This is a genomic window from Aeromonas sp. S15(2024) (assembly GCF_041402265.1).
GTDB classification, from domain to species: domain Bacteria; phylum Pseudomonadota; class Gammaproteobacteria; order Enterobacterales; family Aeromonadaceae; genus Aeromonas; species Aeromonas dhakensis.
The window spans coordinates 805,599-818,747 of sequence record NZ_JBGLQY010000001.1 but is presented as its reverse complement, the minus strand read 5'-3'; the positions used below and the strand labels follow the sequence as shown (position 1 = coordinate 818,747).

Sequence of the window (13,149 nt, the reverse complement as noted above, 5' to 3'; positions counted from 1 at the left end):
GATCACTATGGTCGAAACCGGCAACCCCTATCGTGATAATGTCTCTCGCCTGATCACCTGGGGGCATTGGTTCTCCTTCTTCAACATCATTCTGGCCATGCTGATCGCCACCCGTTATCTGGGGGCGATCAGCTGGCCGTCGACCACGCTCGGCGTGACCTATCTCATCATCAGCTGGATCGGTCACTTCTCGTTTCTGAGCTTTGTCACCTACCTGTTGACGATCTTCCCCCTGAGCTTCGTGCTGCCCAGGGAGAAACCATTGCGCTTCATCTCCGCCATCATCGCCACCCTGGCGCTGGTGCTGCTGCTTATCGACACCCAGGTGTTCCAGCTGTTCAAGTTCCACCTCAACGGTCAGGTGTGGCAGCTGCTGCTGGATCAGGCCCAGACCGAGGAGGGCTCGATCTGGAGCATCATCTTTGTGGCGGTGCCTACCATCTTCCTGGTGCAGTTGCTGCTGTCGGCCTATGTCTGGCGCAAGATCAACAAGCGCAAGCGCCGCCAGTACGGCAATCAGGTGGGGCTGGCCCTGCTGGTCTGCTTCATCCTGACCCACGTGGTCAACAGCTGGGCCGATGCCACCCTGTATCAGCCCATCACCATGCAGCGCGCCAACTTCCCGCTCTCCTACCCGATGACCGCCAAGAGCTTCCTCGCCAAGCACGGCTGGCTGGATCTGGATCAGTACGAGAAGAAGGCCGAGTCCCAGGATGGCGACAGTGCGAGCCGGCTGCGCTACCCGCTGCGCCCGCTCAGCGTCAACGCCCCGCTGACCCACAAGAACCTGCTGATCGTGGTGGTCGACTCCCTGCGGGCTGACATGCTCAACAACATCAACATGCCCAATCTGCAACGCTATGCGGATCAGCACCTCAACTTTGCCAACCACATGAGTGGCGGCAACGATGACGCCATGGGGATGTTCAGCCTGTTCTATGGCCTGCCTGGTCACTACTACGACGACATTCGCAACGACAAGACCCCGCCGGTGCTCTTTGACGAGATGCTGCGCCAGGACTACCAGTTCGGCCTGTTCGGCGCGCTGGAAGATGCCCAGCAGTATCGCCAGAGCATCCTCTCCGGCCTGCGCAAGCAGGTGTTCGTCTCCGAGCAGACCGACGATACCCAGCTTGTCGGCGACTGGCAGCAGTGGCTCGCCAAGCGCTCCCCCGACCGCCCCTGGTTCTCGCTGGTCTATCTGTCGAGCCCGGGCGACTACCAGCTGCCGGCCGGCATCAAGGGCCCCTTCCAGCCGGAGCTCACCAAGTTCAACCCGGCCACCGCCTATCAGGCTGAAAACCTGCAAAAGCTGGAGAACCGCTACAAGAACTCGGTCTTCTACACCGATCAGCTGCTGGAGCAGATGCTGACCCAGTTGCAGCAGCAGGGCATTGGCGAGCAGACCATAGTCGTGGTCACCGCCAACCATGGCCAGGAGTTCAACGATACCCAGAGCAACAGCTGGGGTTATGGCACCAACTACTCGCCCTATCAGGTGCAGGTGCCCTTCGTGCTGGCCTGGCCGGGTAACGAGACCCTGCCGACGAGCCCGGTGAGCAGCCACCTGGATCTGGTGCCCACCCTGATGCAGGGGATGCTGGGGGTGCGCAACCCGCCGCGGGACTACAGCATAGGCCGCAACCTGTTCGACAACAGCCCGCGCAACTGGCTGCTGGCGGGCGATCAGCGCGACTTTGCCATCTATCAGGGCAACACCATCACCCACTTCAACAAGCAGGGTGACTTCGAGCTGCTGGAGCGCAACAGCTACCGTCCCATCAAGCACGGCACCCCGGACATGGGGGTCATGATCCAGGTGATGAACGAGCTGAACCGCTTCTACCGCGCCCCCTGAGGCCCGTCCTGTATCCCTTGAAAACCCGCTCCTCGAGCGGGTTTTTTATTGCCGACATAACCTTGGCATGAGCTGCCAAACCCTCAGCCAACACCTTGCCACCCTCCCCCATTTCATCCCCCCGTCTGCCTGCCCTGCGTCCTGCAGGCGCAAACGTTGGCCCACTTTGCTACTGATGTCTTCATCAAAAAATGCAGCCTGATCAGGATCATAAAAACAAAATGATAATGATTATCAATCATTGATCTGATTGGACCTCTCTGCAATAATCCGCGGCCTTCAGGCTTAAATAATAATTATTCTCAAAATGAAAACACTACTTCACTACTGGCCCATGCTGCTGTCCGGTACAGCGCTGGCCGCCGGCGATCCCGCAGGGATAGACACCTCCGGCACCACCCCGCCCAAGGCGCGCGAGACCATAATCGTCAAGGGTCAGCGGGTCGAGCAAAAACTGTCCGACATCTCGGGCTCCATCACCGTCATCACCGAAGAGGATCTGGAGCGCCAGATAGCCACCGAGCTCACCGACGTGTTCAAGAACGAACCCGGCGTCTCGGTGACCGGCTCGGCGGGCCGGCCGCAAAACATCAGCATCCGCGGCATCGGTGGCAACCGGGTGCTGATCGTCAAGGATGGGGTCCGGGTCAGCGACGGCTTCGGTGCCGACGATCTCAACGACAAGGTGGGCCGCTTCAGCTTCGATCTCGATGACGTCAAGCAGATCGAAGTGGCCAAGGGAGCAGGCTCCGCCCTGCACGGCTCGGACGCCATCGGCGGCACCGTGGTCATCACCACCAAGCAGCCGGAAGATTACCTGCAGGGGCAGGATGGCTACCTCAGCAGCAAGGTGCTGCACGACGGCAGCAGCGACAAGCAGAAACTGAGCGCCACCGGCGCCGCCCGCTGGGGCGAGAGCGCTCACCTGCTGCGCCTCTCCGGCTGGCAGGGGCACGAGACTGCCAACTACGACCAGAGCCGCATTCCGGCGGATCTCGATGGCCTCAGCGCCTCCACCAGCTCCAGCCTGACCCTCAATCAGCACCATCTGCTGCGCCTCGAGTTCGACTACTTCGAGGACAACGCCAAGCGGGATCAGGGGCCGCGCGAAATTCCCCAGCCCGACGGCAAGTGGCAGGTGCGCCAGTATCGCGAGAATGGCAGCCAGCGCTCCCAGGGCGGCAAGCTGAGCTGGGAGGCGCAGGATCTGGGCCACCCGCTGGCCGACCGCTTTACCTGGAACCTGCACGGCAACTATGCCAAGAACACCGCCAACAAGCGCAGCCTGCTGCAAAATGACGAGCTGAGCGGCTACCCCCGCTATCGCAGCGAGCGGGAGCTGGCCACCTTCACCGAGCACCTGATCGGCAGCGAGCTGGATATCCGCCGCGATCTGGTCACCGGTGCCGTCGAGCACAAGCTGAGCTACGGCATCGAGCTGGCGCGCACCCGGCACGAGCGACCGGTGGAGAAGCTGATGCTGGAAGCCGGCATCCCCCAACCCACCCAGTCAGCCCCCTTCAGCAGCGCCCGCACCGATCGGGCCGGCATCTGGTTGGGGGACGTGGCGACCCTGGGCCAGTGGCAGTTCACCCCGACCCTGCGCATGGATCAGCAGTGGCTGAGCCCGCAGGATGGCCGGGGCGACAGCAACCACAGCTGGCACCTCTCGCCGAGCCTGGCCACCAGCTATCGCTTCAACGAGCAGTGGCGCAGCTGGCTGAGCTACGCCAACGGTTTCAGCGCCCCCTCCTACGACAAGGTGTACGGCAACATCCCCCACTACTTTGCCCTGCCGCCGTTCGAGATCATCGCCAACCCGGATCTCAAGGAGGAGACCAGCCACAGCTTCGAGTGGGGGGTGAGCGGCGAAGGGGACGAATGGAGCATCAAGCCGGCCCTCTTCTACAACCGCTACTACAACTTCGTCGACTGGCGTCAGGTGGGCTTCCGCCTGAGCGACGGGGTCATGCTGCGTCAATATCGCAACGTCGCCAAGTCCGAGACCTGGGGCGCCGAAGTCGCCGCCAGCTACTGGCTGACTCAGCAGTGGGAGCTGGCCACCAAGCTGGGCTGGGTCGACGGCAAGACCAGCCAGGGCGAATCGCCGCGCAACCTCACCCCGCTCGAGGGAAACACCCGTCTCAGCTATCAGGCCAACGACTGGAGCCTGGGGCTGCAGGCCGACTACGCCGCCGCCATGAGCCGGGTGCCCAGCTGTGGCAACAGCCTGACCCAGCAGCAGGGCGAGTGTCTGAAAACCGCCGGCTGGCTCAGCTTCGCCCTGACCGCCGACTGGCAGATCACCGACGCCCTCAAGGCCAACCTCAAGCTCGACAACCTGCTCGACACCCGCTACACCCGCTATCAGGATGTCGCCGGGCTGGAAGCAGGCACGGATGCGGGCCTCTACACCCAGACAGGCCGCTCCCTGAGCGCCAGCCTGCGCTACACCTTCGTGGGGCTCTGATGCACGCACTCCTGATGCTGGCCAGCCTGCTGGCCACTCCGGCGGCTGCCCAGCCTGTCGCCATTGCACCAGCCGGCACTCCGAGTCAGGCCGTCGCCGCGTCGGCGCCGCTCGTGGCCCCGCTTATTCCTCACCGCCCGCTGCCGATGCCGGGGGAGCGGGCCCGGCTCGATCCCTACGGCGGCTGGCGCGATGACAGCCGCCAGGATCCCGCCCTGCTGGCCCTGCTGGGCGAGCAGAACCGCTGGACCGAGCAGCAGCTCGCCGCTCAGCGGCCCTTGGAACAGGCTCTGCAGGCCGAGTGGCAGGCACAAGCGCGCGGTGAACCCATGCCGCAAGAGTGGTTGAGCGAGGCGGGCAGCCAGTGGCGGATGGAAGTCGACGGCAGCCTGTGGCAGCGAGATAGCGAGCAGGCTGAACCCCGGCAACGGCTGGCGGCCCGTCAGCCGGCCAGCGGCTACTACGAGCTCGCCAGCTGGGCCCTGCACCCGAACGGGCGCTGGCTGGCCCTGGCCGAAGATCTGCAGGGCGATAGGGACTACCGCATTACCCTGCTCGACCTGGCCGACGGCAAACCCCTGGCCACCCTGGCGCACCGGGCCAGCGATCTGCTCTGGAGCCTGGACGGCAAGACCCTCTACACCATCGCCAACGAACCTCGCACCCTGCGCCCCTGGCAGCTGTGGGCCTGGCGCGATGGCAAGGATCAGCAGATCCACCAGGAGGCGGATCCCGCCTGGCTGCTCAGCCTCTATCGCACCACGGATCGGCGCCACCTGCTGCTGCAAAGCAACAACCACGACAGCGCCGAGCAGTACCTGCTGGACGAGGGCAGACCTGCTCTGCTCAAGGCCCGTCAGGACGGCCTCGAGTACTACCTGGATACCCAGGGGGAGCGGGTGCTGCTCAAGAGCAACCGGGACGGTGCCCTCGGCCTCTATCAGGTGGCCGATCTGAGCCAGGTGGCCAAGGGTGAGTGGCAGCCGCTCTGGTCCGGCGAGCAGAGGAGCCTCGAGAAGTGGCGCCTGTTTGCCGACTACACGGTGCTGCAGTATCGCCACAAAGGGGATGACTGGCTCGACGTGCTGGATGGCCGCGGCCGGCTCAGCCATCGTCTGCTGCTGACCGAGGGGGCCGGCACGGCCTGGATCCAGGGTGCCCACGACCCCGCCAGCGGGCAGATCCTGATCCGCCGCCAAGGCATGGCCGAGCCGCCACACCAACGCTGGCTCAATCTGGCCAGCGGCCAGTGGCAAGCCGACGCGCAGGCGCAGCGTCCCTCCCCCTACCAGAGCGAGCGCCGCTGGGTGGTGGGCAAGGATGGCGTCAAGGTGCCGGTCTCTCTGGTGTGGCGCAAGGACATCCACACTCCCAAGGCGCTGTTGCTCTACGGCTATGGCGCCTACGGTACCCCCATGCGCCCCTACTACCAGCCGCAGGTGCTGAGCCTGCTGGATCGCGGCTTCGTCTACGCCATCGCCCACGTGCGCGGCGGCGGCATGCTGGGGGATGAGTGGTATCTGTCGGGGCGCGGTCGCCACAAACAGCACAGCGTGGACGACTTCCTGACTGTGGCCGAGGCGCTGGCCCGGGATCCCGCCATCGATCCCGCCCGGCTGTTCGCCATGGGCGGCAGCGCCGGCGGCCTGCTGGTGGCGGCGGCCCTCAACCAGGCACCGACCCGCTTCGCCGGGGCCGTGCTGCAGGTACCCTTCGTCGATCTCATCGGCACCATGAGCGATCCCGAACTGCCGCTCACCCGCCAGGAGTACGCCGAGTGGGGCAACCCGGCCATTGCCGCCGATTACGCCGCCATGCGCCGCTTGAGCCCTTACGACAACCTGCATGCAACCCCCTATCCCCCCGTCTATGTGACGGCCGGGCTGCACGACAGTCAGGTGCCCTACTGGGAGCCGCTCAAGTGGGTAGCCCGCCTGCGGGAACACAGCTCGGGGCCGGGTCCCTATCTGCTCAGCACGGCCCTCGACGGCGGCCACCGCACTAGCCCGGCCAACGCGCGCCAGCAGGCGGCCCGCGAGTATGCCTTCCTGCTCACCCTGGCGGGCGCCCGCCGGTGATCCCTTTTCTCATTTTTGTGTTGGAGTAAACCATGAAACCCTCTTCCCTGGCCCTCTGGCTGGCGGCAACCCTGCTCTCCCAGCCGCTGCTGGCGGCCGAGCTGCAGTTTGTCGATGAACAACCGCTGACCACGACGCCGCAGCAGTGGCTCGAACAGCGTCTCGGCGTGACGCTCGCCCCCGACTACGACAGGGCCAGCCTGCTCGGCCATCACTACAGCTTCCGCCAGCTGGTCAACGGCCTGCCGGTGGCCACCATCCAGGCCGCCGTCAGCGTCGATCTGGCCGGCAAGCCCTGGCGCATCTATCACAACAGCCGGCCGCTGGATAGCCGCGAACCCGGCTGCGACGCCACCGGCAATCTGGATCCCCTGCTGGATCAACTGCGCGATGGCGGCAGCGAGATCGACCCCCTTGGTCCGGTCGAGGCCTGGTACTGGCGCGACGGCGACACCCTGGTGCCGGCCCTGCGCCAGCGAGTACGCGAGCATCAGGCGGGCAACGCCAAGGCCAGCCAGGTGCAGCTCTTCGCCAGCTGCGACGGCAGCCGCGAGCTCGGCCGCTGGATGGATGCGGCCACCACCCGGGCCAGCCGCACCGCCGACGCCGGCGACACCCAGCTGGAGGCTCGGGTATTCGATCCGGATCCCCGTACCCAGCTGCGCGATGCTGGTCTGGTTTGGCACGAATCCCTGCAACTGGCGGACGCCGCCTATCAGGACAAGGTACCGCTGCCGGTCACCCTGGCGGGCGGACGCTATCTGCTGAGCGGCCCCCACGCCCGGGTGGTGGATGCCATGGAGCCCGCCACAGCCCCCTTCAGCGCCGACAGCCCGCAGGCGTTTCGCCTGACCCGCGATGATCGCGGCTTTGCCGACATCAACGCCTACTACCACCTGGATCTGGCCCAGCGCCACCTCAAGCACCTCGGCTTTAGCGACCTTATCCCGGGGGCGCTCGACATCGACACCGAGGCCGGCTATCAGGACAACTCCCTCTACGATCCGTTCGAACGCCGGCTGGAGCTGGGTCGCAGCGGCGTGCCCGATGCCGAGGATCCCATGGTGATCTGGCACGAGTTCGGCCACGCGGTGCAGCATCACATAGTGCCGGATCTGGGGGACGAGGCGGACTGGGGCGCCATCGGCGAGGGCTTCAGCGACTACCTGGCCGCCAGCCACCGCCAGCGCAGCGAAGCCGGCCGTCAGTTTGAACCCGCCATGGTGTTCAACTGGGATGCCCGCTTCACCGACCGCACCCCGCGTCAGCTGGATGATCTGCGTGCCCGCTACCACCCGGATTACAACTACCCGGCCCACCGCACCATCAACGGCAGCAATGGCGACCAGCTGTGGGGCACCCCGCTGTTCCAGGCGCTGCTGGCAGCGGTCGCCGAGCAGGGCGAAGGGGTACGGGACGAGTTTGATCGCCTGATCATCGAGTCCCACTTTGGTCTCGGCCCGGCCATCCGCATGCCGCAGCTGGCCCGCATCACGGTGGATACAGCCGCCCGCCTCTACCCGGCCCGCCCCTATGCCAGGCTGCTGGAGCAGGCGTTTCGCCAGCACGGCCTGCTGCAGGCACCGGTCAATGTGGGCCTGAGTGATGGCAGCGTCATCGAGCTGGGGCAGCGCCAGTCGGTGCAGCTTACCCTTACCAACCAGGGCAAGGCGCCGGTGACCCTGAACGAGCTGGCCCTCCAGCTGCCAAGCGGGCTGCAGGCCGATCCTTACAGCTGGCAACCGGCGACCCTCGCGGCGGGTGCCAGCATGACCACCACCCTGCGCCTGCTGGCCCAGAGCCCGCTCGCCTGTGGCGATGAGGTGGCGCTGCAGGTAAGCCTCGCCATGAGCGGCACCAGCCCGACCGAGCGCCAGTGGCAGCAGTCGCTGACCCTGCCCATCGGCGCCCCCATCGTCAGCCGCGCCAGTGGTCAGCCGCTCACCTTGAGCGATGCCATCAGCGACGAGGTGCGTGGCCTCAGCGAAACCAGCCTGCTGATAGAGAGCAGCGAGGCCAGGGTGAGCGACCGGCTGCAGCTGAACCTGGATCTGCAGCACCCGGCGCTCGATGAGCTGGAGATCTGGCTCAACTCCCCCTCCGGCACCCGCATCCAGATCTGGGACAAGGGCTACAGCCCGCTGCCACGCCTCAAGGGGGTCTTCCCCACCGAGCTGCTGCCCCTGCAGCCCTTCAGCGCGCTGGAAGGCGAGCCGCTGGCCGGTCGCTGGACCCTGGAGATAGTGGACAGCAAGCCCGGCAATCGGGGCCGCATCAACGGCTGGAGCATCAGCCAGCGCACCGGCGCCCAGTGCAGCAAGCCGGTCACCCCGCCCGATGACGGCATCATCCACTTCCAGGTGGACGACGGTAGCGGTGGCGGTACGACCAATCTGCTCTGGTTGCTGCCGCTGGCACTCTGGCGCCGCCTGCGCCAGCGCACCTGAATCCACCCCATCCATATATAAGAAGAGGGGGCCAAGGCCTCCTCCCCAAGGACTAGAGATGACACCACATTACTCCCGCCTGGCCTGCCTGCTGGCCCCCCTGCTCACCGCCTGTGGCGGTGGCGGCTCGGACGAGGCGCCGCTGGCGGTCCCCGACTACAGCCTGACCGTGACCCTGCCCGAAGCCGGCACCCTGTGCGTCAACCTCAACCAGAATGCATCTTGTGATGCGGGGGAGCCCAGTGTCAGCGGCGCGGCCGGCACTCACCGGCTGAGCGGCAGCGCCCCGGCCCTGTTGACCAGCACCTTGCTGTTCTTGCCAAGCAACCCGGCCGCCCCCGTGCTGCTGCATCCCGCCGCCCGGCTCGATGATCAGCACCTGACCCCCAGCCCGCTCAGCACCCTGCTGCAATACCGCATCGCCGAGGGGCAGCCCCCGAGGCAAGCCCTTGATCAGCTGCTGAGTGCGCTGGCACCGCTGCAACCGGGCCAGGATCTGGCCGCCCTCTCCCGGCTGAGCGACTTCAACCTGGCGCTGGGCCAGCTGCTGCAGGCGGTCGTCGAGACCGATCTACAGGCGCAGGAGGGCTTCTCGACCGCCACCCTGCATATGCTGGTGTGGCCTGCCATCGGTAGCCTGCTGCCCGAGCTGGCCAGCCACTTTGCCCTGCACGGCGAACTAGCCAGCCAGCAGGCAGACGTCCGCGCTCGGCTGCTGCAACAGCACTCCCATCCACTGATCACCGGCAGTGGCGTCACCACCTACACGGACGGGGTTGACTACCTGCTCACCCAGGAACCCGCCGACCACCCGGGGCAGGAGGCCAGCCTCAACAAGGCGCCGCTGCGCTATCGCAAGCTCGACGGCAAGGGACAGCCGCTGGCCGATGACGCCCCCGCCTGGGAGTGCGTGGAGGATCTCAATACCGGCCTGGTCTGGGAGAAGAAGCTCGATGATCCCGCCAGTCCGCGGGATCTGCACCGCACCTTCGCCTGGGAGCTTGACGACTATCACCCCACCCAGCAGGAGCTGGACTACGCCTGCCCGGATGGTGAGGCCATCTGCACCACGGAGCAGTACCGCCAGTGGCTCAACGCCCAGCAGCTGTGCGGCATCACTCACTGGCGCATGCCCCACTCGCGCGAGCTGATGAGCCTGCAGCACTACGGCTCCCTCGCCCGCCAGGACGACCAGCCGGTGAGCATGGACGTGCGCTACTTCCCCGATGTCGGCACCACCAGCAAGGATTTCAGCGGCTACTACTGGAGCCAGACCCTGACCCCTTCGCGCCGGCTGGAGAGCGCCCCCATCAGCGCCATCGCCCACATCTTCCTTGGCGATGACGCCGGCACCGACTACGCCACCACAGTTCAAAACAGCGATGATGCCAACGGTCTGCAACTGCGACTGGTGGCGGAGGTAACCCGATGAACCGCTTGATGTTGACCCTGCTGCTGACCCTTGGCAGCCCCCTCGCTCTGGCCACCGCCATCTGTGATGACAACATGCCCAGAACCAGCCCCACCGCCCGTTTCATCGACCGCGGCAACGGCACCGTCACGGATCGCTCCACCGGCCTGACCTGGATGCGCTGCCAGCTCGGCCAGACCTGGCGCAACCAGAGCTGCCAAGGCGAGCCGACCCGGCTTTACTGGCAGCAGGCCCTGCTGACCGCCGAGCGGATCCGCACCGAGCCGAGCCATGCGCTGTACAACTTCGGCGGCCACGGCGGCTGGCGCCTGCCCACCATCAAGGAGCTGGCCAGCGTGCTGGAGTCCGCCTGCTACAAGCCGGCGCTCAACGAAACCATCTTCCCCCGCGCCATGGCCGGTGACGGCAAAGAGGTGAACGACGGTTACGTCTACCTCTGGTCCTCCACCCCGGTGCCGGCCAGCAAGGGGGTCGCCTATCTGGATATCACCAGTGGCGCCGTCGGCATGCGAGCCCCCGGCGCCTGGGCCAAGCAGGTGCTGCTGGTGCGCTGATGGAGTCGGGTGGCCAGGAGATCCCGATGAACACAGGATCCCGGCTGGCCACCCGCGTTTGCGGCCCGGCCTGTCGTTTGGCGGATCTGCACCCTGTCAGAAAATAGCCAGAACACGTCATTGTGTGCCGGATCTGCGTCATTTTACGCAGTTTTTACGTAGCAGATCGCTGGCATGAAACGGGCAGAGCGGTTAGTCTAGCGGCGTTGAACCAACCCCATGAGGTACAGATGAAAACCGTATTGCGTTTTAGCCTGCTGGGCGCCTTGTTGCTGGGCGGCCATGCCTTCGCCGCCGAACCGAAAAAATTTGATATCAGCATGTTCCCGGCTGCCGAAGTGAACCAGGAACGTGTGGTGATCCGCCTGCCGGAAGTCGAGAACGAAGCCGACATGATGGTCGAGCTGCAGGTCGGCAAGAAAATGATGGTCGATTGCAATGTGCCGCGCTTTGCCGGCAACCTGGAACAGCACAGCGTCAAAGGCTGGGGCTACAACTACCTGATGCTCGGCAAGGTGTCCGATCCCATCAGCACCCTGATGGCCTGCCCGGATGGCCAGAAGAAAGAGACCTTCGTCCAGATCTACGGCCAGGGCTTCTTCGTGAACTACAACTCCAAGCTGCCGTTCGTGCTCTACGTACCGCAGGAGTATGAAGTGCGCTACCGTCTGTGGCGTGCCGATACCCTGGCTCAGCCAGCCATGATCGAGTGAGTCTCTACCGAGACCAGACCTCCCGCCTTGGTTCATGAATGACATCAAATAGAGCGCCGAATGGCGCTTTATTTGTAACAAATTGTGCTGTTTCCCACCCCGCCAACCTTTACAGAACCTGACATAACTCCGCTTTTTTTCTCACTTTTTTGCCATTTTCAGCCGACCCGGGCCCATGGATCCGCGGCAAATCACTTTCGATGAAAGAGATTTATCAATATAGTGAAAAAATTGATTTTGCACTCTGCGACGGCCTGATGATACTTGCCCGCAAAGGTCAAACTAACCAGAAAAAGAGCACTATGAGCTTCGAATCAGACAAGCGTTTCAACGACTTCAAACATTTTCCCCGTGGCCTGCGTCGCAGTGGCGAATTCACTGTGGCCGAAGCGGACAGTCTGGAAAAATACGGTACCGCCATGCTCGCGCTCTATCAGGGCAACCTGGCCGCACGCGATGACGTGGAAAGCGCCTTCATCGAGCAGGTCAAGTCCGGCGCCGCCGGCAACAACCCCCACGCCAAGGTGTGGTTCAAGTATCTGAAGGTGATCGGTCCCAAGCGCGTGCACCGTCTGTGCACCGTCGCCGGCGGTGCCAACGAGGAAGCGAGTGGCGGCGGTTTTGAAGGTGGCAGCGGTAGCGACGAGTCCATCGATTAATGGATACCGAACTGCTTCGGACCTTTATCGAGGTCAGCAAGACCCGGCACTTCGGCCGGGCTGCTGAAAATCTCTACCTGACCCAGTCGGCGGTTAGCTTTCGGATCCGCCAGCTCGAACAGCAACTCGGGGTCAGTCTGTTTGCCCGCCATCGCAACAACATCCGCCTGACCGCCTCCGGTGAGCGTCTGCTGCCCTACGCAGACGCCATCTTGCATACCCTGGGCCGCGCCAAGCAGGATGTGGCCCTCTCCCCCGGTTTCAGCCAGCAGCTCGCCATCGGCGCCCCCGCCGTGTTCTGGGAGCTCGACTTCAACGACTGGCTCAACCATGTCTATGCCCTGGCCCCAGGTCTTGCGGTGCGGCTCGAGACCGCCTCCCGCGAGCACCTGTGCCGCCAGTTGCTGGAGCGTTCTCTCGATCTCGCCCTGCTCTCGGAGCCGACCAAGATCGACGAGATTGCCCTGCACCCTATCGGTGAGCTGGTGTTCGAGCTGGTGAGCCGGGATGGAGCGGCCAACGCCGACAGCCTGATGCAGATGCCGCACATTCATCTGGATTGGGGCACCAGCTTTGAGCCGCAACCCAGCCGGCTGCAGAGCCTGCAAAAGACCCCGGTGCTGCACTCGAGCTCCGCCAATATGGCGCTGCAGTTCGTGCTGGCCAACGGTGGTGCGGCCTACCTGCCAAGGCGCATGGTAAGCCCTTTCCTCGAGCAGGGGCGCCTGCACCTGGTGGAAGGCGCCCAGGCCTTGAGCCGTCCGCTCTACCTCGCCTATCTGGAAAAGTCCGATCGGCGGGAGCTGATCGATCAGCTGCTGACCCTGCCGCTGGGCTGGGATGGCGCCGATCTGCGCTTGCCGCAGCCGGAATAGAGGCGACGCAGCGCACGCTAGAATGCAAAAGGGGCCGACAGGCCCCTTTTGCTTTTGGTCATC

Annotated in this window: 9 protein-coding genes; all 9 read left to right on the top strand. The window is 64.7% G+C overall.

The window, feature by feature from the left end:
* Positions 1–7 precede the first annotated feature (7 nt).
* The 9 genes from ACB033_RS03850 to hdfR all read left to right on the top strand — a co-directional run bounded on the left by ACB033_RS03850 (position 8) and on the right by hdfR (position 13,086).
* Positions 8–1,858, top strand: coding sequence for a DUF3413 domain-containing protein (locus ACB033_RS03850; RefSeq protein ID WP_005299588.1), 1,851 nt, complete (start codon positions 8–10; stop codon positions 1,856–1,858).
* A 307-nt stretch (positions 1,859–2,165) separates the two neighbouring features.
* Positions 2,166–4,328 (top strand): TonB-dependent hemoglobin/transferrin/lactoferrin family receptor, encoded by a 2,163-nt coding sequence (locus tag ACB033_RS03845; RefSeq protein ID WP_371140342.1) that lies wholly within the window; start codon positions 2,166–2,168, stop codon positions 4,326–4,328.
* Positions 4,328–6,406 (top strand): prolyl oligopeptidase family serine peptidase, encoded by a 2,079-nt coding sequence (locus ACB033_RS03840; protein ID WP_371140341.1) that lies wholly within the window; start codon positions 4,328–4,330, stop codon positions 6,404–6,406. Before ACB033_RS03845 ends, ACB033_RS03840 begins: the two co-directional genes overlap by 1 nt.
* 32 nt (positions 6,407–6,438) lie before the next feature.
* A complete protein-coding gene (locus tag ACB033_RS03835; RefSeq protein WP_371140340.1) occupies positions 6,439–8,853 on the top strand; it encodes a proprotein convertase P-domain-containing protein in 2,415 nt (804 codons plus the stop codon).
* Positions 8,854–8,911: 58 nt separating this feature from the next.
* The gene (locus tag ACB033_RS03830) at positions 8,912–10,285 is read left to right on the top strand and encodes a DUF1566 domain-containing protein (protein WP_371140339.1); all 1,374 of its coding nucleotides are present in this window, start codon (positions 8,912–8,914) and stop codon (positions 10,283–10,285) included.
* Positions 10,282–10,839, top strand: a complete 558-nt coding sequence (locus ACB033_RS03825; protein ID WP_005299575.1) for a DUF1566 domain-containing protein — start codon at positions 10,282–10,284, stop codon at positions 10,837–10,839. The genes ACB033_RS03830 and ACB033_RS03825 overlap by 4 nt, the downstream gene beginning before the upstream one ends.
* 230 nt (positions 10,840–11,069) lie before the next feature.
* A complete protein-coding gene (eco, locus tag ACB033_RS03820; protein WP_005299572.1) occupies positions 11,070–11,552 on the top strand; it encodes a serine protease inhibitor ecotin in 483 nt (160 codons plus the stop codon).
* Between the two features lie 302 nt (positions 11,553–11,854).
* The gene (locus tag ACB033_RS03815) at positions 11,855–12,211 is read left to right on the top strand and encodes a DUF413 domain-containing protein (protein ID WP_010634377.1); all 357 of its coding nucleotides are present in this window, start codon (positions 11,855–11,857) and stop codon (positions 12,209–12,211) included.
* A complete protein-coding gene (gene hdfR / locus ACB033_RS03810) occupies positions 12,211–13,086 on the top strand; it encodes an HTH-type transcriptional regulator HdfR (RefSeq protein WP_005299567.1) in 876 nt (291 codons plus the stop codon). Before ACB033_RS03815 ends, hdfR begins: the two co-directional genes overlap by 1 nt.
* Positions 13,087–13,149 lie beyond the last annotated feature (63 nt).

Excerpts from the sequence above, each read along its gene's own strand:
- ACB033_RS03815 (WP_010634377.1), top strand. The coding sequence starts at position 11,855 with ATGAGCTTCGAATCAGACAAGCGTTTCAACGACTTCAAACATTTTCCC.
- eco (WP_005299572.1), top strand. The coding sequence starts at position 11,070 with ATGAAAACCGTATTGCGTTTTAGCCTGCTGGGCGCCTTGTTGCTGGGC.
- ACB033_RS03850 (WP_005299588.1), top strand. The coding sequence starts at position 8 with ATGGTCGAAACCGGCAACCCCTATCGTGATAATGTCTCTCGCCTGATC.
- ACB033_RS03845 (WP_371140342.1), top strand. The coding sequence starts at position 2,166 with ATGAAAACACTACTTCACTACTGGCCCATGCTGCTGTCCGGTACAGCG.
- ACB033_RS03825 (WP_005299575.1), top strand. The coding sequence starts at position 10,282 with ATGAACCGCTTGATGTTGACCCTGCTGCTGACCCTTGGCAGCCCCCTC.
- hdfR (WP_005299567.1), top strand. The coding sequence starts at position 12,211 with ATGGATACCGAACTGCTTCGGACCTTTATCGAGGTCAGCAAGACCCGG.
- ACB033_RS03830 (WP_371140339.1), top strand. The coding sequence starts at position 8,912 with ATGACACCACATTACTCCCGCCTGGCCTGCCTGCTGGCCCCCCTGCTC.
- ACB033_RS03835 (WP_371140340.1), top strand. The coding sequence starts at position 6,439 with ATGAAACCCTCTTCCCTGGCCCTCTGGCTGGCGGCAACCCTGCTCTCC.
- ACB033_RS03840 (WP_371140341.1), top strand. The coding sequence starts at position 4,328 with ATGCACGCACTCCTGATGCTGGCCAGCCTGCTGGCCACTCCGGCGGCT.